Consider the following 24,088-nt stretch of genomic DNA (forward strand, 5'->3'; position numbering starts at 1 on the left):
AAAACCGACGGCTTTCGCTCAGGTTTTTGTTAGAGGTTCCCACCCTCTTCAGAAACGTCCGTATTATTGATCCCTCTTTTATTTTTCTTGATCTTCTCTTTCAACTCACCGAAACGATAGTTCATGCTGACCGTGAAGTTCCGCAGGTAACTTTGGTTAAACGACTCCTGGCTAAAATTAAAACCGTGGGTATAGCTGATGGCCTCACGGTATTTGCTGAACACGTTGTTCGCTGCCGCTGATAAGGAGAGCTTACTTTTCATCAGGTCTTTATTAACGCTGAAGGAAGAACCCGTAAAAGAATTGCTGGTACCCTGGAGTGATAAATTGGGGCCATTATAATTCATGCTGGCCGTAGCGTCCCAGCCTTTATCGAAGCGATAGCCTGCAGAAGTGAATACCCTGCTCATCAAGCCCTCATTTTTAAGTTGAACGCCCTTCACTTCCCCTTTTACCTTTCCGTAATTTAGATTCCCGCTAATGTTCAGTTTTAATTTGCTGGTCATTGGGTACCCTATATTAACATTGGCAGCCAGCAACCTTGCACTTCCGGTATTTCCATAGCTGCTGCGGGTGATATTAGTTTGTGGGTCTACCGAGATCTGCGGCATGATCAGATCATTGAAAAAGATCAGGCGCAGACCAGTATTAATGGTAGCCTTTTTGAAATAACTGTATCCGGCCTCAACGATGTTCCCTGTCATTGGTCTAAGTGCAGGGTTTCCACTCCACTCAAAGTTCGGATTTGAACGATCGACAAAGGGATTCAACTGGTTAATGCCCGGCCGTTGAATTCGGGAAGTGAATCCGAAGTTAATGCTGCTGAGATTCTTAAACTTCCGGTTGACAGAAATGGAAGGTATTACATTGAATGAACTCTGCTCCAGCTGCGTTTCAGCAGCCGTAAAATCAGCGTCTATCTCAGTCTGTTCAACCCTGACACCGGCCTTTACACCCCATTTATTCAGGTTAAACTGGTAGGTATTATAGAAGCCGAAAACGTCCTGTTTATTACTGAACTTGTTGGTTCGCAGTGAGTCATTTTCAAAAATACCTGTACTTTCATTCATGGATGCAAACTGGAAATTGCTGCTGTTATTTCTGAAAATCCCTTTTATCCCAGCCTCCACAGTCACCTTTTTAATGGGATGCACATAGTCTATCTGGAAGGTTTTTTCAGACGATGCGCCCTCATTATCCTGTCTGAAGTCTGGCTGAGCATAGGAGACGGGATTAAATACATCGATACTATTGAACTGGTCGTTGTTGTAGCGATAGTAACGGTAAGAGAAGGTTAACATCTGGTTTTTATCTTTTTTGAAGCCAAGCTGATAATTAAAAGCCGCATCCATCCCAGTTCCCGAACCATCGCTTGTATTTAAAAGGTCATAGCTTTGAAGCAGAGAACCTGAACTGCTCAGGATTGAGTTTTGATTGCTGGTAGTGGCCGACCTATTTCCATTAATATTAAGTTGTCCCGAAATCAAATTCAGGCTATCAATCTCGAAGCTTAGCTCAGTACCAGCATATCCGCTTTTACCCGAGAAATTCTTTGTTCCACTTTGCAAAAGGTCGGTGGGATTATTACCGGCTGTCAGTCTGCTGTTGCTGTTTGTAGTTTCGGGCGAGTTGTTCCGACTTGCACCTGCGTTAGCCGTTATCCCAAGCCTTCCAATTTTCAGGTTTAGCGAACCTCCAACACCAGGACCTCCAACCCGAAAGCGCTCACTGGCATTTACGGTACCATTGAAGCCATCCGCTGCCTTTTTATTGGTGATAATATTGATAATCCCTGCCAGTCCTTCGCCATCATATTTGGCAGGCGGGGTGGTGATCACTTCGATCCGTTCAATGCTGGATGCTGGCATGCTTCTTAAAATATCCTTTGGATTTCGTTCCATCATCCCGGATGGACGACCATTAATAAGGATCTTATAATTATTATTCCCCTGAAGTTGAATGTTATCATCCACATCCAGGGAAAGAAGGGGAACCTTCCGCATCATTTCCAGTACGTTATTCACCTTGCTTTCCGGATCCGCTTTTACATCATAAGCTATACGGTCAATTTCCTGTCTGATCAGCGGTTTGTCGGCCGAGATCACCACTTCCTTCAGCCGCTCTGAGGAAGGCTTGATAAAGATGTTCCCTAAATTGAGGTCTTTTGATTCCAGTTTGAGAGGAACGATGCGGGTTTGATACCCGATAGAAACGATGGTTAATACATAATTTCCAGGTTTCAAGCTCTTAAGCGCAAATGATCCGCCAGATTTGGATATAATAGATTTTGCTGGCATTTTCTTTTCATTTTTTAAAACCACGGTGATATAGTCAAGCGGCTTTTGTGAGATGGAGTCAATCACCTTACCACTGATCTGTGGGGATGGTAAGAGCTGAGCTGATGCTTCTATATTAAAGCAGACGATTAAAAATAGTATGGTTCTCATATCAATATTTGTTTCGGTTGATTAATGATGCAAGCCTATGCAATCAATCCGCTGCGCTAAATAAAATGTGATGAAAGGCTTTGATTATGTGATGAATGCCTGAGAGCACTTCCGGGGAAGATATTTTTAACCCACAGCCTTTAACGATAAGATACTGACGGCCAATGATGACAGAAAAACTAAAGTGATCAAACCAGCTTCTGAAGGAAAAGAGGGAATGATGGATCAATCTTGAAAAAGGACAATTGTTCGCTTCAAATAACTGCCTACTTAATATTAACTTAAGAACTAGCGGCTTTTTGACGGGTAAACTTAACGCAGAGTTAGTATTGCTATAATAAGCTGAGAATAGCTTTGCAGCAGTTAAAATTTATAAAATTGTGAAGCTACATCTAAACGTTTTGATTTTTAAACGGATACCAAGTATCTGTACGTTGTTGTTTTTAATCAGTGCATCTTATGGTCAGCAAAGTTTTGTTGCCGGTAAAGTGACAGATTCAGAGGGTTTGCCCCTACCCGGAGTATCCGTACTACTAACAAATACCACCACGAGCACTTCTACCGACATTAACGGTAATTTCCGTCTGTCAGCAGGAAAACCACTCACAAAAGCTGATGCATTGGAATTCAAATTCCTCGGCTATAAAACCTTTACTGCTAATTATAACGGCTCGGATTTCAATGTTCAGCTAGAAGATGATCTGCAAGCTTTGCAGGAAGTAGTGGTAACGGCCCTTGGAATAAAAAGAGAAGAAAAAGCTCTGGGTTATGCCACCCAAAACATTACCTCTGAGCAACTAAATGATGCCCGGTCAAATAATTTTGTTGGGGCTCTCTCAGGCAAAGTGGCCGGATTGACTTTAATCTCTCCGGGTTCAGGGCCATTAAATTCTACTCGTGTCACCTTAAGAGGCAACACATCTTTAAACCCCGATGGGAATTTTGCTTTAATTGTTCTGGATGGAGTACCCATGAACAGCGGTATGGCCAGCGCTGGGGTTTCAAATGCGTATGGCGCAGGCTCGGGTAATGATGCACCCGTAGATTTTGGTAATGGCATCGCCGATATTAATCCGGACGATATTGAGAGCGTCAATGTACTTAAAGGAGCTAGTGCTACAGCGCTTTATGGAAGCCGGGCGGCTAACGGTGCTTTAATTATAACTACTAAATCAGGAGTACGTAAAAACAATGGCATAGGCATTTCGGTAAACTCAAACGTAAGTTTTAACGATGTGTTGAAGTGGCCTGACTTCCAGCATGAATATGGGCAGGGAACCATGGGTCCCAACGAGAATTTTTTGCCGGCGGGCCAAAAATACTATTCTTATGGTATCACGGCGGATGGCGCTGGTACCAGCGGCACGAGCAGCGCCTTCGGCCCCAGGTTCAACGGACAGCAGTATTTCCAATATGATCCTTTAGTACAGGGTGCCGGGGCAGAGCGTACTTTGTGGAGGTCGTATGAAAATAACGTAAGGGGCTTTTTCAGAACAGGCTCTACCTATACTAATAACATCGCGCTCGAAGGAGGAAATGAAAGAGGATCTGCCCGGGCTTCTATCACCCATTCTAAAAATGAGTGGATCATGCCCAATACCGGATACGAGCGCTTAACAGCTGCGCTGAGTCTTAATTATGATATATCAGATAAACTGAAACTTAGCTCAAAAGTAAATTTCACGAATAAGAATAGCGACAACCTTCCAGCCACCGGCTATAACAACCAGACTATTTCATACTTCATGATATTCCAAAATCCAAATGTAGATTTGAACTGGTACCAGGATCGATGGAAGAATGGAGCCGAGCAAATTGATCAGATTCATCCCTTCAGTTCTTTCATAGATAATCCCTTTTTAATAGCACATGAGATGACGAATGCTGTCGATAGCTATAATACGGTTGGCAACATCGCAGCTACGTACGAGTTTTCTGATAAGCTTAATTTTCTGGTGCGCTCAAGTTTAGACATGACCACCGAAGAGCGCGATACCAGGCGGCCCTACAGTACCGCTAATTTTCGGAGGGGATACTTTAAACAGCAGAATCTTAATGATCATGAGATCAATACAGATGCCTTGCTTACGTTCAAACAAGATTTGAGCCGCTCAATAAAAATGAGCACATCTATTGGTGGAAACCTAAGATCTCAGCAATACAGGGAACTGGGCAGGTCAGTAGACGGGCTTGTTACTCCGGGGGTTTACAAGCTCTCAAATGGTATAAGCAGTCCGCTGTCAAGTACTCTTTATAGCAATAAAAAGGTAAACAGCTTATACGCCCTTGCCTCTTTTTCATACAAAAGCAAGGTATTTGTGGATGTAACCGGACGGAATGACTGGTCAAGTTCGCTGCCCCAGCAAAACAATTCATTCTTTTATCCCTCTGTCAGCTCAAGTTTAATCTTTAATGAAATATTTAATCTTCCGGAATTTGTTTCCTATTCAAAATTGCGCGTGTCGGCTGCCCAGGTTGGCAATGACACCGAGCCATATAAAACCAGCAAGTACTACTCTATAAGCGACTTTCCAAGCTCGGCTGTGGCGCCTGCAACCTTATTTAATGCCGACTTCAAGCCCGAGATCACCACCAGTTACGAAGGTGGACTGGAGTTAAGCTTGTTTAACGGCCGGGTAGGTGTTGATGCAACTCTTTATAATAATGTGACCGACAATCAGATCCTGGAAGTACCATTGGATCCCACAACCGGTTTTACCCGTGCGGTTTTAAATGCAGGCACAGTCAAAAACCAGGGAGTTGAATTGGTTTTAAAAGGCAAGCCTGTTAGCGGTAAGTATTTTAACTGGAATACAAATATCACCTGGGCCAAAAACAACAATGAGGTTCTGGCGCTGGCTGAAGGAATGGACGACAGGCAGGATATCGGCTATGGCGGTAATGCAACCATTCAGGCAAGGGTAGGAGGTTCAACGGGAGCTATCTACGGTTTTAACTTTGAACGATCTCCCGATGGACAAATTATATATACTACAGATGGCTTTCCGGCCCGGCCCGCCCAGATACAATATATCGGTGAAGCCTATGCCAACTGGAGAGGTGGTATACAAAACGAATTCTCTTATAAGAATCTGCGCTTCAGCTTTCTGATCGACGGACAGTATGGCGGCCTGGTTTATTCTCAAACCCATCATAAAATGGCTGAGCAAGGGAAGCTAAAAAGTACCTTACCCGGAAGAGAAGATGGCTTTATTATCGGTGATGGAGTAGTTAAGAATGCGGAAGGGGGTTATTCTCCGAATACAAAGAAAGTGCCTGTGGGTAATTACTATGCCGATTACTACCGCAGAGCGAACGTAGAATCAAATTCATTTGATGCCTCCTTCCTTAAGCTGAGAGAAATGCGTTTCGAATACTCTCTTCCTAAAAGCCTGACAAGTAAAATCCGTGTAAGCAATGCAAAGGTGGCATTCTACGGACGCGACCTGGCAATGATAACCAGCTTCCCGATGTTTGACCCGGAAACGGCAGCTTTAAACGGTTCCACTATCCTTCCGGGAATTGAAATGGGCCAGATGCCGTCAACCCGGACATTCGGTATGAACCTTATGTTCAATTTTTAATCTACAATACTTAGCTCTGATATAATAAAACTATGGCTCATATAAATAAAATTGCCTGCCTGCTATTTCTTGCAATCTTCATCACTTCTTCGTGCACCAAAGATTTCGAAGAATTAAATACAGATCCCAACCGTCTTGACCGGGTAAGTCCGGGAACCTTATTAAATCCTGTTATACACAGCATGGCCAGTTTCAATGCCCAGCGGAGTACTGACTTTACTTTCAATCTGATGCAAGTGAGTGTACCTTATCCAAGCGTTGCCGGTGGCATTCATCAATATGACGTGAGTGAAAGCGCAGGTAATTCAACCTGGAACACCTATTACAAATGGATTAAAAATCTCAAAGAAATGAAGACGGCCGCAGATGCGGTAAACGATCCAAACTACCAGGCTATCGCATTAACTCTTAACGCATGGGCCTATTCTTTACTTTCAGACAGTTTTGGCGATGTGCCAATGACGGAAGCAGCAAGCGGTGATGAAGGAATTCTTCGCCCTGCATTCGATACGCAGAAGGATATTTATATTAAAATCCTAACTGACCTTGATGCAGCCAACAGTCTTTATGATCCAACTCAGAGTTTAATCTATGGTTCAGAGATACTGTATGGCAACAATGTAAGTAACTGGCAAAAATTTAATAACTCTCTTTACCTGCGCTTACTGCTGCGTGTTTCGAAGCGTGAGGAGATAAATTCTGGTGCTAAAATGGTCGAAATAGTAAACGATCCGATCAAATATCCTGTGTTCACCAAAAATGATGAAAGTGCAATACTAAAGATAACAGGAATGGAACCCAATGTCTCGCCATGGGGCCGTTCCATCGACTTTACAAACGGCCGCGCAGTCGCAACTTTTTTTATCGATAACCTGAACAAGTTCAATGATCCGCGTAGAGCCAGGCTTCTAAGTCAGGCAACCCGTGTTGATCCGGCTACAAAGAAAGCGGTTCCTATAGGCTATAAAGGAATTCCAAGTGCGTATTCCGGTTCAGATAGCCAGTTCGACTATACTCCGTCAAACTTACTCAGATCACTGGTTGAAGCACCTATGGTTATTCCAATTATGACCTATGCCGAAGTGGAATTTATTAAAGCAGAACTCGCCCAGAAAGGCTTGATTACATCCAGCGCCCAAACCCACTATGAAAATGGCGTAAAGGCGGCTATCGAACAATGGGGACTGATAATGCCGGCTGATTATTTCACTAATCCGACGAGCAGCCCATACACAGCCTATAACGGCACACTGGAGCAAATCATCTTGCAAAAATACTTCGCGCTTATCTTCACCGATTATCAGCAATGGGTTGAATATCGCCGTACAGGTTTGCCAAATCTTCCAAAAGGTGTTGGGTTAAGAAACAATGGGGTAATGCCTGTAAGGTTCAAATACCCTACAACAATTGCTTCAGGTAACAATGCTAATTATAATATTGCGGTGCAATCTATGGGCGGCGATGACATCAATACAAAAGTTTGGTGGGAAAAATAATTTTTTAACAATCAGGACATTAGCATGGAAAGAAGAAATTTCTTAATCAATTTAGGATTAGTCGGCGCAGCGATAGCTGCACCTGTATCCGTTATTAATGCAGCTGAAACAGCAACGGCAGGGGCCACTGATCTTTCCAATACAACTTTGAAAGGCCGGGTAACTTCAGCGGGAAAAGGGATTCAGGGTGTAGCAATTACAGATGGAATTAATATCACCAGGACGACTGCGAATGGCAGCTATGAATTACTGAGTAATAAAACCACCCAGTTTGTCTATCTGTCAATTCCGTCAGGATACGAGATCCCTCATCAAAACAGTATCAGTAAGTTTTTCGCGAAGATTGATCACTCTCGGCGGACTTTCAACGCAGATTTCAAATTAACCCAGCTCGCAAACGGTGACGATAAGCACGCCTTTGTGGTATGGGCGGATACCCAGATCCAGAATAAACAAGACGCCGGGCTGTTGTTATCTCAATCTGCACCAGACCTGAAAGCATTGGTTGATACTTACCAGGGAGTCCCAATGCATGGCATCGGATGCGGAGATCTTGTGTTCGACAAGTTTGATCTCTTTCCCGACTATGAAAAGGCAATTGGAATGAGCGGGATTCCCTTTTTTAATGTTATCGGAAATCACGACATGGACCTGGAAGCCAGTACCGACGAGAAGTCTACCGAAACCTTCAAGCAGCACTTTGGTCCTACCTATTATTCTTTTAACAGGGGCAAGATCCACTATGTGGTGCTCGATGATGTATTTTTTATGGGAGTACCCAAAAGATACATGGGGTATATAACAGAAAACCAGCTTCAATGGCTTGAACAGGATATAAAAGATCTGCCGTCAGGATCAACAGTTATAGTCAGCCTGCACATTCCTACTAATACCGGCCAGCGCCAGCGCGACAAGGCTATAGAGCCAGAATTGGGAGGTGTAGTGATTAATCGCCAGCGCTTATATGATCTGCTTGAGCCCTTTAAAGTCCACTTCATGTCTGGTCACACTCATTTCAACGAAGTATGGATAGAAGGGAATATAACAGAACACAATCATGGTACAGTTTGCGGTGCCTGGTGGACCGGTCCCATTTGCGGCGACGGAACTCCAAATGGCTATGGTGTTTACGAAGTAGATGGCGAAAAGGTCAGCTGGTATTACAAAGCCACAGGTAAGCCAAAGAGTCATCAGCTACGGATCTATCCTGTTGGAAAGCACGCCGAATTTCCCGGGGAAGCCTGTGTGAATATCTGGAATTACGATAAAAACTGGAACGTCGAATGGTTTGCAGATGATAAACCTATGGGCCCGCCCAAGCAACGCACAACTTATGATCCGTGGGCTTACGAGATGTTCCTCGGAAAAGAAAAACCAAAACCGAGAGCATGGGTTGAACCAAACCTTACAAATCACCTTTTCTTTGTTAAACCGGATGCTGGTGTAAAAGCAATTAAAGTTACCGCAACCGATCCTTTTGGAAACACGTATGTGGAAAGCCTGGATTTGAATGCTTAGGCAAAAATGATTTAGATAAATAAAAACAGGCTGTTATTCATTTGATCGAATAGCAGCCTGTTAAACTTAAGCTGTCAGCAATCGATTTGGCTGTCAGCAATCAGCTCTTAGAAAATCGTTAGGGAATTAACTTATTCGGTTCTAGCATTTTCCCTATTCCCGCATTACCACATTAACATATTCCCACGTTAACCGGAGCAACTGATACAGCCTTCTTCCATTGAACAAGATGCTCCTGCTTCGATCTCTGCAATTTCTGTATACTGCGGAATTACCGCTTCCATTGTCTTGCCACCCTGGTTTTCTACAGTGAATTTCACCGCCTGGCTGGCTGCCTGTGTTCGGAGATAATACATTCCGGTTTTTAGCCCTTTCTTCCAGGCGTAAAAGTGCATAGACGTTAACTTGGCGGCGCTCGGTGAAGACACAAAGAGGTTTAATGACTGCGACTGGCAGATAAAAGCCCCGCGATCGGCAGCCATGTCAATAATGGTCCGCATGCTGATCTCCCACACAGTTTTGTATAACTCCTTAATATGTGACGGGATAGCATCTATACCCTGGATTGATCCGTTCGCAGAAATGATCTGGTTTTTGATATCCGTGTTCCATAAGCCCAGACCAACCAGATCCTTCAGTAAATGTTTATTAACAATAACAAACTCACCGCTTAGAACCCGGCGGGTATAAATGTTAGAGGTATAAGGCTCAAAGCACTCGTTGTTGCCCAGTATCTGAGAAGTAGAAGCAGTAGGCATAGGGGCCACAAGCAGCGAGTTCCTAACGCCGGTTTCCATCACTTCTTTCCTCAGATGGTCCCAGTCCCATCGGCCGCTGTCGGGCCGGATATCCCAGAGGTCAAATTGAAACTTCCCTTTGGATATGGGGGACCCCTTGAAGGTCTGGTAGGCTCCTTCATTTATGGCCAGATCCTTAGAGGCTGTCATCGCCGCGAAGTAAATTGTTTCAAAGATCTCTTTGTTGAGCTTGCGCGCTTCCATGCTTTCAAATGGCAGTCGAAGCAAGATAAAAGCGTCCGCCAAACCCTGGACCCCCAGGCCAACAGGCCGGTGCCGCACATTCGAATTTCTTGCTTCTTCTACCGGGTAGTAGTTATGGTCAATGATCCGGTTCAGATTGATTGTCGCCTGGTAAGTAACCTCATACAGCTTATCATGATCAAAACTGCCCTCCTTTACAAAGCGTGGCAAAGCCAGGGAGGCAAGGTTACATACCGCTATTTCATCTTCAGCAGTGTATTCTATTATCTCAGTGCAAAGATTAGAGCTTTTAATAGTTCCCAGGTTCTGCTGATTAGATTTGCTATTTGCGGCATCCTTATAGAGCAGATAAGGTGTTCCGGTTTCTATTTGAGCATCCAGTATAGCAAACCATAGTTCCTGTGCCTTAATGGTCTTGCGGGCGCGGCCTTCGCTTTCATATTTTTCGTAGAGCGCCTCAAACGTTTCTCCGAAGCACTCGTGTAAACCGGGGGCTTCATGCGGACAGAAAAGACTCCATTCGCCATCTGCTTCTACCCGTTTCATAAACAGATCGGGTATCCATAGGGCGTAGAACAGGTCGCGCGCACGGTTCTCTTCCTTACCGTGGTTTTTGCGCAGGTCAAGAAAATCAAATACGTCCGCATGCCATGGCTCCAGGTATATCGCAAAAGCACCTTTACGTTTCCCCCCACCTTGATCCACATATCTGGCGGTATCATTAAACACCTTTAGCATGGGCACAATACCATTACTGGTACCGTTGGTACCGCTGATATAGGTGCCGGTCGCCCTGACATTATGAATGCTTAATCCGATGCCCCCGGCACTTTGGGAGATTCGGGCCGTTTGTTTCAGCGTATCATATATGCCTTCAATGCTGTCGTTTTTCATCGTCAGCAGAAAACAGGACGACATCTGCGGCTTGGGCGTTCCCGCATTAAATAAAGTGGGCGTAGCATGCGTGAACCACCGCTCACTCATCAGGTGGTAGGTTTTGATTACACTATCCAGGTTCTCCTTATGAATACCCACAGATACCCGCATGAACAGGTGCTGCGGACGTTCGGCTATGCACCCATCCGTCTTCAGAAGGTATGACTTTTCGAGAGTTTTAAAGCCAAAATAGTCGAAGCCGAAGTCACGGTCATAGATGATGGAGCTATCCAGGATCTCCGCATTATTTTCAATAACGGCCCAAACGTCGTCCGCCAGCAGCGAAGCTTTTTTTCCGGTCTTGCTGTCCACATAGTCGTGCAACGTTCGCATTGTTTCCGAAAACGATTTGATGGTGTTCTTATGCAGGTTAGAGACTGCAATACGGGAAGCCAGCAAAGCATAATCCGGATGCGTGGTGGTTAAGGAAGCTGCGGTTTCAGCAGCTAGGTTGTCCAGTTCGGAGGTGGTGACCCGGTCGTACAAACCTTCGATCACTTTCCTGGCTACCTCGACCGGATCAACCAGGGCTGACAGACCGTAGCACAGCTTTTCTATCCGGGCTGTTATTTTATCAAACTTTACGGATTCTTGTTTTCCGTCTCTTTTTATTACGAACATTTTTTAGGTATTAGGTATTAGGTATTAGGGGTTAGGTATTAGGTGTTAGGTCTGGGCAATAGCCTCTTCCCTTCAATCTAAACCTCCAACCTCTCTCAAAACTCCTCATCCAGCGAAAAGCCCTGCATTTCTCCGGCCGACAGAACCCCACTTTTCTGGTAATCACCCACTCGCTTCTCGAAGAAGTTGGTTTTTCCCTGCAGGGAGATCATTTCCATAAAATCAAAAGGATTCGTAGCCTGGTAGATCTTTTCGCAGCCCAGCTCGTCCAGCCAGCGGTCGGCAACAAACTCAATATACTGACTCATCAAGCCGCTGTTCATTCCGATCAGGTTGACCGGGAGCGCTTCGGTGATGAACTCCTTTTCGATCTCAACGGCCTCCTGTATGATAGCAATTACGTCCTCCTGTGGAAGCTTGTTCTTCAGCATGCCATAAAGCAGGCAGGCGAACTCACAGTGAAGTCCTTCATCCCGCGAGATAAGCTCATTGCTGAAGGTTAGTCCGGGCATCAGGCCTCGTTTTTTAAGCCAGAAGATGGAACAGAAGCTGCCGCTAAAGAAGATGCCCTCGACAGCCGCAAAAGCGACAAGCCGTTCGGCAAAAGAACCTTTGTCGATCCATCGCAATGCCCATTCTGCCTTCTTACGCACACAGGGGATGGTGTCAATAGCATGGAATAGCCGGTCTTTTTCTTTGGGATCTTTAACATACGAATCGATCAGCAGCGCATAGGTTTCCGAATGGATATTTTCCATCATGATCTGAAAGCCGTAAAAACAGCGGGCTTCAGGCACCTGTACCTCACGCATAAAATTGACCGCGAGGTTCTCATTGACAATCCCGTCGCTGGCGGCAAAAAAGGCCAGAACATGCGAAATAAAATGCCTTTCGCCGCCATTCAAGGCCTGCCAGTCTTTCTGATCTGCCGAAAGGTCGATCTCTTCAGCCGTCCAGAAACTGGCTTCATGTTTTTTGTACATCTCCCAGATAGCGGGATAGTTGATGGGAAGGATCACGAAACGATCCTTATTCTCTTTTAACAATACTTCTTCCTGTTGCATAAATGATGGTATAAAAAAGCTTTACAGGAATTGACAAAAGTCAGATGGGCATTAACAACAGGACGTTGTAACGCGTACGGGCTTTCGCCAAAACCTTATTCGTGAAAGTTTTGACAAAATCATTATGGCAGGTGTCTGGCTGATAACCGCATCAAATGATACGATTATTTACAGTTGCACGTCAGCTCGTGGTTTACACACGATTCCCTTTTAATCATATCCGAATACAATGTATACCCGGATATGAACTTGAATGATCTATAAGAAAGAACTTATTAATGCAAAGGTATTCTTTCGTCTGCAGCCGCAAAGGGGAACTTATGAACAGGAGTGGAGTTGTTAACAAATAGGTATCAGGTATTAGGTATCAGGTATTAGGTTTCAGCAATCAGCTTTCAGCAGGATCGTACTACTTCAATATAGCAATTCATGTAGAAATTTTCAAGAAACTTCCCGACAGTGGAACCACAGCCTCACATTAGCACATTTCCGTATTACCACATTACCATATTCCCCTACTAGCACATTAACAAATTCTCACATTGCCATATTACCATAATCGTAAATTTGCTTTTGTAAACCGATCCATGATTCCACCAGTAACAGCCCACCGCAAGATCATTCATATTGATATGGATGCTTTCTACGCGTCGGTGGAACAGCGTGATAATCCGGAATACCGCGGCAAACCTCTCGTTGTGGGTGGTTCACCACAAGGTCGCGGAGGAGTGGTGGCGGCGGCCAGCTACGAAGCCCGTAAGTACGGCATCCGCTCGGCCATGTCCGCTAAGCAGGCTTTGCAGCTTTGTCCCCATACCCTGTTTGTACGCCCGCGGTTTGATGCCTACAAAGAAGTTTCTTCAAGGATCCGCGAAATCTTCAGCCGCTATACCGATCTCATCGAGCCATTATCGCTGGATGAAGCCTACCTGGATGTTACCGAAGATAAGCTTAATATTGGCTCCGCACTCGAGATTGCTCAGCAGATCAAAGCGGCCATCAAAGACGAGTTGCAGTTAACTGCTTCCGCCGGGGTTTCCATCAATAAGTTTGTGGCCAAAATAGCCTCGGATATTAATAAACCGGATGGCTTAAAATTCATAGGCCCTTCAGCTATTAAAGCCTTCATGGAAAATCTGCCGGTTGAAAAGTTTCATGGGGTAGGCAAAGTAACTGCCGGGAAGATGAAGAGTATGGGTTTACATACCGGTGCTGATCTTAAGAAACTTCCTGAAGAGCAACTGATACAAAGGTTTGGGAAAGCGGGCCGCTTCTACTACCGGATTGTCAGAGGCATTGATGAGCGTCCCGTACAGCCACACCGTGAAACCAAATCTTTAGCTGCTGAGGACACCTTCGGCCGCGACCTGACAGACATTGAAGAAATGGAAGCTGAGCTCGACCGGATCGCCGAGCTCGTTTGTAAGCGTTTAGAAAAACGCAATCTGAAAGGTCGCACCATCACCTTAAAGATCAAATACAGTGACTTCAGGCAAATCACTCGAAACAAATCCTTCGTCACTCACGTTGCAGATTTCGAAACCATCAGCACAACTGCCAAACAACTATTGACAAGCACCTTTCCGGAAGAAAAGAAGATCCGGTTATTGGGTATTTCACTCTCCAATTTCGGCGAGCCGGAGATTCGTCAGAAAGTGGAGAAGGTGACGGGACAGCTCAGCCTATTTTGACCGGCTAGCTAAGTTTCGTAGTTGAAATAAACGATCGCTTGCCTGCAAGCCGGCATTCTGATGCTGAAGGCATCAAAGGTCTATAGGAACGAGTCTAAATTAGGATGTTCGACTCCGAAGGGGTCGAAGGCTTGTTTCGCCCAGGGTCTACAAACGTTTTATCTCTTCGGGATAATCAAGCCTGGGGTAATGCTGCTGAAAAGTATTATGGGGTTACATATTGTCTAAAACTTGTACCCAATCGAAACCGAGCTCACCCTATTTTTAATATCCGCCAACCTGGATTCACCAGCAAACCTATGACCCGCCGGCGCCACATTATCCAAACCGACACTTTGCTGCAGACTCAAGCTGAGTCTTGATTTCAATTCTGTTCCAACAATCAGGTTAACGCCAAAGTCAGTATTAGTAAAGCCATCAGTACCCGCTATTCCGCGGAAAACGTTTGGCGCTCCATCCCTTTCTTTACCGTTAAGTCCCAGTCCGGCGTAAGGACCACCGCCAATAATAAGCTTTGTTAAATTCGGAAGTTTAAATTTATAGAGAAGATTTATCGGAATTTCCAGGTACATCATATTCACTCTGCCGTCAGTCCCCTGACCTTCTGCGGCATCAGTGCTAACGCCCTTTCCCTGCAGGGAGATTCCCGGCTGCACGAACAGGCGTTTAGCCACCTGTACTTCCGTAAAGCCAGTCACATGCATCGTTACAACCGCACCCGGCTGCATACCGTACATGCTGTTTGTCTGCCAGGCAACATTTACCCCTGTTTTAATACCCAACCTGGCTTTCTGCTGAGCAGAAGTATGAAGAGAAAATAGAAGGCAAAACAAAATACACAGCGAGCAGATCTTATACATTAGCGGGTTTTCTTGCGAAGATAGAAAACCGGGTGTAAATGGAAACTTTTTAATTTATTGATGACCGAGATCACCGTTGTAATATATTGTACAATTATGATTGTTACATATCTCCGTTGAATTATTTCCACAATCTTGAATCTTTAATACCTTACAAACGTATTGCATCCTACCAAAAACAGGGTTTACTATTGGGTGTGCATAATTTCTATTAGATTGAAGTTTCTCTTTTACATATTACTAATATTTACCTGGTGTTTACCAACCGGTGTTTCGGCATCTCAAGGTACTACACCCCGCGCAAAAGCTGGCGTGTTAGATCTGCGAAATCAGGATTTCTCCAAACCCGTAGATCTTGATGGCGAATGGTTCTTCTACTGGAAACAGCTGTTGGATCCGGAGGAGTTGGCCAAAGGGAAATCAGAGATCGTCAACTTGCCAGGCATCTGGACCGGACAGGAAAGAGACGGCAAAAAAAACCCGTCCTATGGCTACGCCACCTATCAGCTTACCGTTTTGCTACCCAGCAACGAATCGTTGCGTTTGGTGATGCCTGATGTTTACAGTTCCTACCGCTGTTTCATCAACGGCAAGGAAGTGGCAGCAAACGGCAAGGTAAGCACCAGCGAGAAAGATTTTGTTCCCTATTGGCAATACAGAGGAGTTAGTTTACGTCCAAACACAGACACGATCAACATCGTATTGCAGGTAGCCAACTTTTCCCACAGCAAGGGCGGCATTAAAAAGGCTATTACAATCGGTAGGGCCGACGAGGTAGTATTGGCCAGGCAGCGTGATATGTCCATAGATTTTATGCTTACAGGCTGTTTGTTTATGGGCGGACTGTTCTTTCTGGGACTCTACCTGCTTGGAAACAGGGATAATTCTATCCTGTATTTTTCTTTATTCAGCATGGTCTACAGTTACCGGACGATAGGGGTAGACACCTATGCGCTTCATACTATCCTTCCAAATCTCAGCTGGTATGTGACCATCCGGATCGAATATATCAGTTTATTTTTAGGAGTCTGTTTTTTTGCCCGTTATTCGCTTCACTTATATCCCCAGGTAGTCAATAAAAAAATCATAGACGCCATCAGTATAGTTTGTTTTAGTTTCGTCGTTGCCGTCATCGTACTGCCCTCGCTATATTTCACCCGCCTGATTTATCCATTTCTATTCCTGACCAGTTTTTGCCTGCTGTACACCCCTTACATATATATCAAAGCCTGGATTGCTAAGCTGCCCGGGTCGGCTTTTTCTGTGCTGAGTTCCCTTGCACTCATGTCAGTTTTCTTGGTCTCATTCCTGCACTATTGGGCTCAGACTCCGCCTTTTCATTTATTTGCCTTTGGTGCCTATATCACCTTTTTCTTCCTGCAGTCGCTCATCTTGTCACACCGTGTGTCTTTCAAGTTAAACCAGGCGCTCCAGCAGGCAAACCAAGGATTGGTGGCTAAGAGTGATTTCTTAAGCACCATGAGCCACGAGATCCGAACTCCGCTGAATTCGGTGATTGGCATGAGTCATTTATTACTGAAAAGCGCACCCCGTGATGACCAGGCCGAAAAGCTGGAGGTCATGCTGTTTTCGGCCAACAACCTGTTGGCCATCGTGAACGATGTTCTCGATTATAATAAAATCGAGGCAGGGAAGGTTACGTTTGAGCATATCGAAATGGATGTCGCTTCCATTGCGCGTAACATTGTAAAAGGTCTGCAGACCTCCGCCGAAGATAAAGGCATAGAGCTAAGGATTGATCTTGACCCGTCGCTGCGCAATAAGCTATTGGGAGATCCTACCCGCGTATATCAGGTGCTCAACAACCTCGTTCATAACGCTATTAAATTTACCCAGACCGGCTATGTACAGGTCGGAATCCGCCTGATTGATCAGAAAGACCGGTCCGTTACCCTGCGCTTCGAGGTTAAAGATACCGGTATTGGAATCTCGGCAGATAAACAGAAAGTGATCTTTGAACGTTTCACGCAGGCCGATTCATCTACCTCAAGGGGTTTTGGGGGTACAGGTTTGGGATTAGCTATTGCTAAACGCATTCTCGAACTGCAGCATTCGGAACTTCAATTAGAGAGCGAAGAAGGCAGCGGGTCCGTGTTCTTCTTTGTACAAACCTTTGAGAAAAGCAATAAAACCGTTGAGCAGAAAAAGCTTGAAAGCACATTACCTCAGGAGGAAGATAAGCCGCTGAGCGGAATTGCCATCCTGCTGGTGGAAGATAACGCAATGAATGTAATGGTCGCACAATCATTCCTGCAACGTTGGGGCGCTTATATAGATGTGGCGCGCAATGGCCAGGAAGCCCTCGATAAACTCGACGCTGCCAGACACCGCTTAATACTCATGGACCTGCACATGCCCGTAATGGATGGCTTCGAAGCCACCAAAAGGATGCGTGCAAACGGGGTGAGCATCCCGATTGTCGCCCTTACAGCTGACCTGCCAAAGGAAATAGAAGAAGAAATAAAAGAAATAGGGCTTGATGATATTGTTGTGAAACCGTTCATGCCTGATGAGCTCTACAGAAAGGTGCTTGCCCATGTTTTTAAAGTAGCTAAAGCAGAGCCCTCCGATCTGCCTTCACGGTAATAATTAGTGCCAAAAAGTGAATTATGGAGTTCTTACTTATTGAACTGTCCAAAATGCCATAATACACCGGCGGGATCATGCATGAAAACCTCCCGTCCCCAGTCATACTGCTTAATTCCGGTGAACCGGACGCCTTCATATTTATGATGCAAACCCTTGCTCAGCAATTCTTCGCTACATTTTTCCACATCATCTACCTCCAGAAAGATCATTGAATTATCTATCCAGTCTTTAAGGTAGTAGTCCTGCAGATAGAATCCTAAACTATCATTTACTTTGAAAAGCGACATGCCGGCATCCAGTACGTGCTCTTCAAATCCAAGCTCTCTGTAGAATGCTCTTGATAGCTGGTAATCTTTTGCGCCGATAAAAGGGCGAATTCCTTTAGAAGTGAAGTCCATTTCAAAAAATTAATTAAAAGAAAGTTAAACATTGCATTTTAAAAATAGCGATGGCTACATTACTGTCACACTCTAATACCCACAATCTAAAATTAATACCTAACAACATCAGCTAACCGGCAGAAAATAATGTTGAGCCCAAACGGCGTTCCCAGAGAAATAGAAATCCGGCAAGATTTTCGTCTTGCCGGATCCGTTGAAGCCTTAATTCTAAAAGCTGTCCCTACATAACAGCTGGCTAGTTCTTAATGTTATAATCTACTACAGTCCCATTCACCAGCATTTTATTGCCGTCAAAAGTGATCTGCCCCTTTGAAGGAATGCAAACGATTACCGCTGACTGATTAGCGGGAAGTTTGATTTTGGCTGATTTAGTGACATTTCGCGCAACAAAGCGATGGGTAATTGTGTTGTAAAGATCCATTCTTCCTCCTTCTTTCAAGTCCACAGAAACCTTCTTTTTTACGTTAAAGGGGTTATAGTAAAGATAACTCGGGAAAGCTTTTTCGTTAAAAAAGTCAGTTGCCAGTAGGTCTAGCTGTAAGATCCCTTCAACATCAGTAGTATCTACAATACCAGCGAAGATACCCACGTGCCCGCTGCCGTACACGCTGAACTGCGAGACCTCCGGATTTTTTCCCGGAACCCATTTCGGCCCATCTCCCTGGGCCACCGGTGCCTTCAGGGAAGTATAAAGGCTGTCGAAAGTAGAAGCTTTAGAGATCCCCTCGTAAGCGATCACGCCTTTGGTCACACTAGCCAATTGAGGAATTGTCTGATGCGCTTCGGGCATATACTGCGGATAAAAGTACCTGGATGCATTTACTGCATTCAGCATCCACTTACCTATGGCATTGGCGTAAGAGGGCTGGTATTTTACAAGAGGAATTAAAGGCCATGCGGCGTCGAAAGTATTCATCAGGAAGCCGTAACCGCCATGATCAACCGTACTGCCCACTGTACCCGAAATATCGATGCCATTCCAGTTGCCGATCAAAAAGCCCCAGCCTTCCCTGCAAACTGCGGTTCCGTCAAAGGTCCAGTCAAGCATTTTCTGGACATCGAAGTTAGTTCCTTCTTCTGCGTTCATCCTGGCAGCCAGGTAAGCCCCGAAAGGCATCAGCAGTTCGTAAGTAGGATTGATCTGCTGGCTTTCAAGCGCTTTCATCGCACTGATAGCTCCCTTTAGATATCGTTTATCGCCAAATTTCTTATAAGCTGAATAAAGCACATAAGCGTGTCCGGCAGCGGCATCCGGCTGAAGGCAAATGTTATTGGTCATAGGCTTCATTTTACCATAATCGAAGTAGGAGTAATTATAGTTACCGTTCAGGATGGAGTCAGCCTTATAGAACTTTTCCGCGATACTTTTTGCCAGCCGGTCGAAGTCCGGCTCATCAGGGTATTTATCATAGATGGCGTAAAACAATACGTTCGGATAGACATCGTACCACCAGTCCCTTCCATAACCGCCGCCAAGCAGTGCTACTTCAGGGGCTGTATTGTTCATCATGATGTCCCAGCCGGTGTCGCTGTTAAAGTAGTTTTTAAGCATCCCTACATAGTTCAAACCCTTCTGATCGCTTTTATCAATGCCAGCCAGGGTAGCGCCCAGAACAGAACCCATGTTTGCCAGGGCTTCATGGAACATTCCCTTATTATTCGTTCCCTGGCGGACGTCGCCCACGGCTGTATAAATGCCGACAACCGGCTGGTCGAAGTTTTTCTTGGTACTGTCAATCCATACCATCGGCCAATACTGGCCTGTTGCCTTAAAATCGTAGATCGTACTGTCAAAATCACGAGCCATTTCATCCCAGTCGATAATTTTTAAAGGCTTCGGAAGATCAGCCATTTTATTCACCCGTGGAATGGGTAGTTGTTTAACCTGACCAAAGGCAGACGAGGCAGTGATTAGGAGAAGGAGGAAGTATCGGAACTGTATTTTCATTGTATATGTGTGGTTAAAGGGTTTGCCAGGTTTAAATCCCCGATAGGTTCAATAGGGGGAGTTTTCATCAATTCTCCTCTGTCAATGATCTGTTTGGCTACCAGGATCGAAGAGAGTTGAATGAGTGCGACAATCATGATCGCATAGCGCAGGGCAATTTCAGTCGAGATCAGATAAGCCAGTAAAAGAAAGGTGCCCGCACCCAGGAATCGCCCGACATATAAACCCGCCTCATGATTCAGGATGTAAGCAAATTCGCCCCTGTTTTCAATTTTTGAAACAATATCAATCACTTTAAACTGAATTGGGAAATAGGCCAGGTCCATTAAAGGCTTTGCCACCAGCAGAAAGAGCATAAATAAGATCACGCCCACCTGGTTGAACAAGATACCATTTAAAAGGGCTGCGATCGCGAATAAAATGAGTCCCGCAGCGAAGATCCTGAGGCGGTGCTCAGGTTTGGAGATCCTTCCTACAATATACATCATAAAGGCAGCAATAATGGCTCCTATCGATTGGGCTGTTCCCAAAGCACCCTCTTTACCCAGCAATAACATAATGAGCATCGCGGGAGCAGTCACTAAAAATCCCTGTACCAGTCCTTTCAGAGAGGCCAGGATCAGCAACTTATTCCAAAGAGGATGGAATTTAAAGAAAATGTATTGCTTCTGTGCCGGGTTGGAAAAAGTTCCCCGGAAACAAACGATGGATGCTACTACGGTGATGGCGAATACAATGCCCGTAATGATGCGGTAAGCATTGTTAATCTGCCCGGCCTGCAATGCTCCGGCATCACCGCCCCGGGTCTCTATAAACCAGCCAATGGCCACCGGTATCACCACTGCGATGATGGTATAAAAAAATGTTTCCAGGCCGTAATAATAGTTCCTGTTGCCATCGTTGGTGATCGCCAGCGCCAGGTAGTCCCTGTTAGCCCAGTAAAACCCGAACGACATGCCCATAATAATCCCGGCAAAGCCGATACCGGCAAGGTCGAGGGTTTTCAAGGACATCATTACCATCATCGAAACTCCGCTAAGCAGCATGCCCGCAGAATACAGCTTACGGATGTTAAAATGCTTCAGTAACCAGCCGTTCAGAAGGAAAGTTAGAGGAATCCCTGTGTAGATCGTCAGCTGGTAAATAACCACCTTAGTCGGATCATTGGAACTGCGCATGACATAGGCGGCAACGAAAATATCAATCACCGGCAACACGATTGCGTAAACCAGGTTGGTCATTACCAAAATCTGAAAATTATGTGGCTGACTCTTGAAATGCGCTATTTCGACTTTAAGTTTGTTAAACATGATCTTGGTTTAGTAATGAGAATATTTCATTGATAGAAAACCGGGCTCCGCATACAAATTCGTCTGAGGCACCATAATAGATTGTTAGTGTATCTCCGTCAGGACCTACAATATGACCGTTTGTAAAGACCACATTCCCGAAGAAGCCGCTTAACTCATAAGTCGTTGAAGGAACCATGATCGGTTCACTGGTCCGGGCAATAACTTTTGAAGGATCTTCAAGATCCAGGAGAAAGGCACCCAGGCAATATTGATGATCATGATTAGCGCCATGATAGATCTCAAGCCAGCCTTTTTCGGTCTTGATAGGAGATGCCCCTGCGCCAACTCTTGCGCTATCCCAGCGGTCAGGACGCGTCTTAATGATACATTTATGATTACCCCAGTGGATGGCATCCGGCGATTCAGCGATCCAGATGTAGTTACCGCCTATATCTACACTGCTTGGTCTGTGTAAAGCGTAAAACTTGCCGTTGACCTTTTCCTCAAAAATTGCGCAGTCCTTATTGTGTGGTGGCAATATCATCCCATGCTGATCAAAGTGCTTCCAGTCAGTGGTAGTACGCAGTCCCACACCCACTCCATTATCAGATACTGCCGTGAAAGTGAGGTAATAGGTATTTTCGATACAGGTAACCCGGCAATCTTCAACGCCAAAGGACTGCAGAATGCCTTCGCCATATAAGGATTGATAACCCTCAGGCTGGTAGAAGCGGATCCCGTCATCGCTGCATAAAAGGCGCAGGTGTGAAAGAGTGGTGAGATAATCAACCCCTTTATAATTAATCACCCTGGCGTCAGTGGCGATAAGGGCCGGATCATTTAATTCTATTTCGATGATTTGAGTGCCGGTAGGAGTCAGAATTGGGAAAGAGATCAATCCTTCTTTCTGTGTAGGTCTTTCGGCTACGCGTACGATCAGCCAGGTTTTACCTTCGTATTGAAACACACCGGGATTAAGAAGGCAGGTAATTTCCAGGCCATCGCTGCTGGGTTTTAAATCGCCGGGACTTAATAAAGGATTCTGCTTGAATCTATGGCCAAGGTCTTTCATGTAAATAGGGTTTTAAAAGCGAAGAGATTAACTCTTCGCTGATTCAATATATTTAATTTAGTAACCCGGGTTCTGCGTAATGCTGCCCCCTGACTTATCAATTTCTCCCTGCGGGATAGGATAAACCATGTTGCGGTCCTGGAAGTTCATGCCTGCGGCAGTTAACACCTGTTTGGCAATACCCCATCTTTTCAAATCGTTAAAGCGTTGAGACTCAAATCCGAGTTCTACTCTTCTTTCCTGCATCAACCATTCTTTCACCTGAACCTTGTCTGTTGAATTAGGCCTGTCAGCAAGCGTTCCTGCCGGAGGAAGCGTTCCCTCTGCATTTATACTGGTGCGAGCCCTGCTTCTGATGGAATTGATAATGGCAACAGCTGCAGGAGAGGCTCCGGTTTCGTTTAAAGCCTCAGCCTTCCAAAGGAGCACATCGGCCCAGCGTATGAAGATCTTATTGCTCGGCGCATCATCATTCCCTTTGTTAGCACCTGTTAAGTCACCGAATAATTTATTGACATTTTGCTTACTCACATCTACCGTATAGGTTAACCTGGGGTCACCTGCTTCAAAGGCACTGATGAAACCTGGAGTAGGTGCGATAAATCCCCAGCCGGCAAGGGCGGCAAGTCCATTACCCATGGCAGGGGTTTTTCCTTGCTGGTGATCGAAGGCAAAGATCACTTCGGCTTCTGCAAATTCTTTTGCAGTGCTGAAGCTGTCGAAATAATTAGGATTTAGACTGTAATAGTTTAGGCTCTCCAGCTCATTCACCAGGCTGATCACCTCGGACCATTTTTGGTTAAATAAGGCCACTTTTGCTTGCATGGCAATCACGGCGCCTTTGGAGGCACGCCATTTTTCAGCGTTGTCGGCATATTTGGCAGCGGGCAGCAAGGGCTTAGCTAAAGCCAGATCTGCGCTGATCTGTGCCCATACTTCGGCTTTAGGTGCCTTCTGCGCTACGCCGTAAGCATCCGAAAAGGTTTTTAACGGCTTCAGCAACAAAGGAACATCTCCAAAATTGTTCACCAGATCAAAATAGTAGAACGCCCGTAGAAAATAAACCTCACCTAGCAGGCGGTTCTTTAAATCATCAGCTATACCGATCTTTGCAATTACTTCAGGGTCGGTTAAATAACTTATGGCTTTATTGCAACGGGAAATTCCTTCGAAGTTATAACTCCACTGGCCGTTGAAACCACCGTTGGCTGCGGTGAAGTTGAATTTCGCAAATTCATCCATCCAGGCCTGATCACCGTCTGGATTCCATTTCTTCTGCATATCCCCTGACGCAATATCATGTAGGATAAAATCATTTCTCAGTACGGTTCCATCGTCCCAGCCCCATTCGCCGATAATGTTGAGGGTGCTGGATAACAGTCGGTATGAAGACGTGACCGATGAGACAACGGTTGACAGTTTCGGGTCGGTATTCACCTGATCAGGAGTTAATAAACCGATCGGTGCCTTATTTAATTCCTTTTCGCAGCCGGCACCCGTAAAGATGATCAGAGCGGCGAGTATTTTATATAGTGGTTTCATATCTG

General features: G+C 45.2%; 14 protein-coding genes and 1 riboswitch. Of the genes, 5 read left to right on the forward strand and 9 right to left on the reverse strand.

Annotation, left to right across the window (positions count from 1 at the left end; translation table 11 throughout):
* Positions 1–29: 29 nt before the first annotated feature.
* On the reverse strand, positions 30–2,447 hold the full coding sequence (locus AC1MCB_RS16580) for a TonB-dependent receptor (protein ID WP_479965830.1): 2,418 nt from the start codon (positions 2,445–2,447) through the stop codon (positions 30–32).
* Positions 2,448–2,827: 380 nt separating this feature from the next.
* Here AC1MCB_RS16580 and AC1MCB_RS16585 point away from each other — a divergent pair, with 380 nt between their 5' ends.
* The 3 genes from AC1MCB_RS16585 to AC1MCB_RS16595 are packed head-to-tail and all read left to right on the forward strand — an operon-like array spanning position 2,828 to position 9,045.
* Complete coding sequence (locus AC1MCB_RS16585) at positions 2,828–6,031, forward strand: SusC/RagA family TonB-linked outer membrane protein (protein ID WP_479965831.1); 3,204 nt, start codon at positions 2,828–2,830, stop codon at positions 6,029–6,031.
* A 32-nt stretch (positions 6,032–6,063) separates the two neighbouring features.
* Positions 6,064–7,527, forward strand: a complete 1,464-nt coding sequence (locus AC1MCB_RS16590; protein WP_479965832.1) for a SusD/RagB family nutrient-binding outer membrane lipoprotein — start codon at positions 6,064–6,066, stop codon at positions 7,525–7,527.
* Between the two features lie 24 nt (positions 7,528–7,551).
* Positions 7,552–9,045: a calcineurin-like phosphoesterase C-terminal domain-containing protein gene (locus AC1MCB_RS16595; RefSeq protein WP_479965833.1), complete on the forward strand. Its 1,494-nt coding sequence runs from the start codon at positions 7,552–7,554 to the stop codon at positions 9,043–9,045.
* 188 nt (positions 9,046–9,233) lie between these two features.
* On the opposite strand, the gene AC1MCB_RS16600 is transcribed toward AC1MCB_RS16595, so the two are convergent.
* Both AC1MCB_RS16600 and AC1MCB_RS16605 read right to left on the reverse strand, forming a co-directional pair.
* The gene (locus tag AC1MCB_RS16600) at positions 9,234–11,603 is read right to left on the reverse strand and encodes a ribonucleoside-diphosphate reductase subunit alpha (RefSeq protein WP_479965834.1); all 2,370 of its coding nucleotides are present in this window, start codon (positions 11,601–11,603) and stop codon (positions 9,234–9,236) included.
* Between the two features lie 95 nt (positions 11,604–11,698).
* Positions 11,699–12,667, reverse strand: coding sequence for a ribonucleoside-diphosphate reductase small subunit (locus AC1MCB_RS16605; RefSeq protein ID WP_479965835.1), 969 nt, complete (start codon positions 12,665–12,667; stop codon positions 11,699–11,701).
* 109 nt (positions 12,668–12,776) lie between these two features.
* Positions 12,777–12,933, reverse strand: a riboswitch (cobalamin riboswitch).
* 321 nt (positions 12,934–13,254) lie between these two features.
* Here AC1MCB_RS16605 and dinB point away from each other — a divergent pair.
* The gene (dinB, locus tag AC1MCB_RS16610; protein WP_479965836.1) at positions 13,255–14,358 is read left to right on the forward strand and encodes a DNA polymerase IV; all 1,104 of its coding nucleotides are present in this window, start codon (positions 13,255–13,257) and stop codon (positions 14,356–14,358) included.
* A 224-nt stretch (positions 14,359–14,582) separates the two neighbouring features.
* Here dinB and AC1MCB_RS16615 read toward each other — a convergent pair whose 3' ends face one another.
* Positions 14,583–15,218: a porin family protein gene (locus tag AC1MCB_RS16615; RefSeq protein WP_479965837.1), complete on the reverse strand. Its 636-nt coding sequence runs from the start codon at positions 15,216–15,218 to the stop codon at positions 14,583–14,585.
* A 216-nt stretch (positions 15,219–15,434) separates the two neighbouring features.
* Here AC1MCB_RS16615 and AC1MCB_RS16620 point away from each other — a divergent pair, with 216 nt between their 5' ends.
* Positions 15,435–17,825, forward strand: coding sequence for an ATP-binding protein (locus AC1MCB_RS16620; protein ID WP_479965838.1), 2,391 nt, complete (start codon positions 15,435–15,437; stop codon positions 17,823–17,825).
* A 32-nt stretch (positions 17,826–17,857) separates the two neighbouring features.
* Here the strand turns inward: AC1MCB_RS16620 and AC1MCB_RS16625 are convergent, their stop codons facing one another.
* The 5 genes from AC1MCB_RS16625 to AC1MCB_RS16645 form a co-directional block, all read right to left on the reverse strand.
* Complete coding sequence (locus tag AC1MCB_RS16625; RefSeq protein WP_479965839.1) at positions 17,858–18,226, reverse strand: VOC family protein; 369 nt, start codon at positions 18,224–18,226, stop codon at positions 17,858–17,860.
* Positions 18,227–18,464: 238 nt separating this feature from the next.
* Positions 18,465–20,177 carry a hypothetical protein gene (locus AC1MCB_RS16630; protein ID WP_479965840.1) on the reverse strand — a complete coding sequence of 571 codons (1,713 nt, stop codon included), beginning with the start codon at positions 20,175–20,177 and terminating at the stop codon, positions 18,465–18,467.
* On the reverse strand, positions 20,174–21,487 hold the full coding sequence (locus AC1MCB_RS16635) for an MFS transporter (protein WP_479965841.1): 1,314 nt from the start codon (positions 21,485–21,487) through the stop codon (positions 20,174–20,176). The genes AC1MCB_RS16630 and AC1MCB_RS16635 overlap by 4 nt, the downstream gene beginning before the upstream one ends.
* Positions 21,480–22,541: a glycoside hydrolase family 130 protein gene (locus AC1MCB_RS16640; RefSeq protein ID WP_479965842.1), complete on the reverse strand. Its 1,062-nt coding sequence runs from the start codon at positions 22,539–22,541 to the stop codon at positions 21,480–21,482. Before AC1MCB_RS16640 ends, AC1MCB_RS16635 begins: the two co-directional genes overlap by 8 nt.
* A gap of 57 nt (positions 22,542–22,598) precedes the next feature.
* Positions 22,599–24,083: a RagB/SusD family nutrient uptake outer membrane protein gene (locus AC1MCB_RS16645; RefSeq protein WP_479965843.1), complete on the reverse strand. Its 1,485-nt coding sequence runs from the start codon at positions 24,081–24,083 to the stop codon at positions 22,599–22,601.
* Positions 24,084–24,088: the final 5 nt, after the last annotated feature.

It is taken from the genome of Daejeonella sp. AP26, from assembly GCF_056680515.1.

Coding starts and splice junctions, on each gene's coding strand:
- AC1MCB_RS16580 (WP_479965830.1), bottom strand. CDS start 2,447: ATGAGAACCATACTATTTTTAATCGTCTGCTTTAATATAGAAGCATCA.
- AC1MCB_RS16590 (WP_479965832.1), top strand. CDS start 6,064: ATGGCTCATATAAATAAAATTGCCTGCCTGCTATTTCTTGCAATCTTC.
- AC1MCB_RS16595 (WP_479965833.1), top strand. CDS start 7,552: ATGGAAAGAAGAAATTTCTTAATCAATTTAGGATTAGTCGGCGCAGCG.
- AC1MCB_RS16600 (WP_479965834.1), bottom strand. CDS start 11,603: ATGTTCGTAATAAAAAGAGACGGAAAACAAGAATCCGTAAAGTTTGAT.
- AC1MCB_RS16605 (WP_479965835.1), bottom strand. CDS start 12,667: ATGCAACAGGAAGAAGTATTGTTAAAAGAGAATAAGGATCGTTTCGTG.
- dinB (WP_479965836.1), top strand. CDS start 13,255: ATGATTCCACCAGTAACAGCCCACCGCAAGATCATTCATATTGATATG.
- AC1MCB_RS16615 (WP_479965837.1), bottom strand. CDS start 15,218: ATGTATAAGATCTGCTCGCTGTGTATTTTGTTTTGCCTTCTATTTTCT.
- AC1MCB_RS16625 (WP_479965839.1), bottom strand. CDS start 18,226: ATGGACTTCACTTCTAAAGGAATTCGCCCTTTTATCGGCGCAAAAGAT.
- AC1MCB_RS16630 (WP_479965840.1), bottom strand. CDS start 20,177: ATGAAAATACAGTTCCGATACTTCCTCCTTCTCCTAATCACTGCCTCG.
- AC1MCB_RS16635 (WP_479965841.1), bottom strand. CDS start 21,487: ATGTTTAACAAACTTAAAGTCGAAATAGCGCATTTCAAGAGTCAGCCA.
- AC1MCB_RS16640 (WP_479965842.1), bottom strand. CDS start 22,541: ATGAAAGACCTTGGCCATAGATTCAAGCAGAATCCTTTATTAAGTCCC.
- AC1MCB_RS16645 (WP_479965843.1), bottom strand. CDS start 24,083: ATGAAACCACTATATAAAATACTCGCCGCTCTGATCATCTTTACGGGT.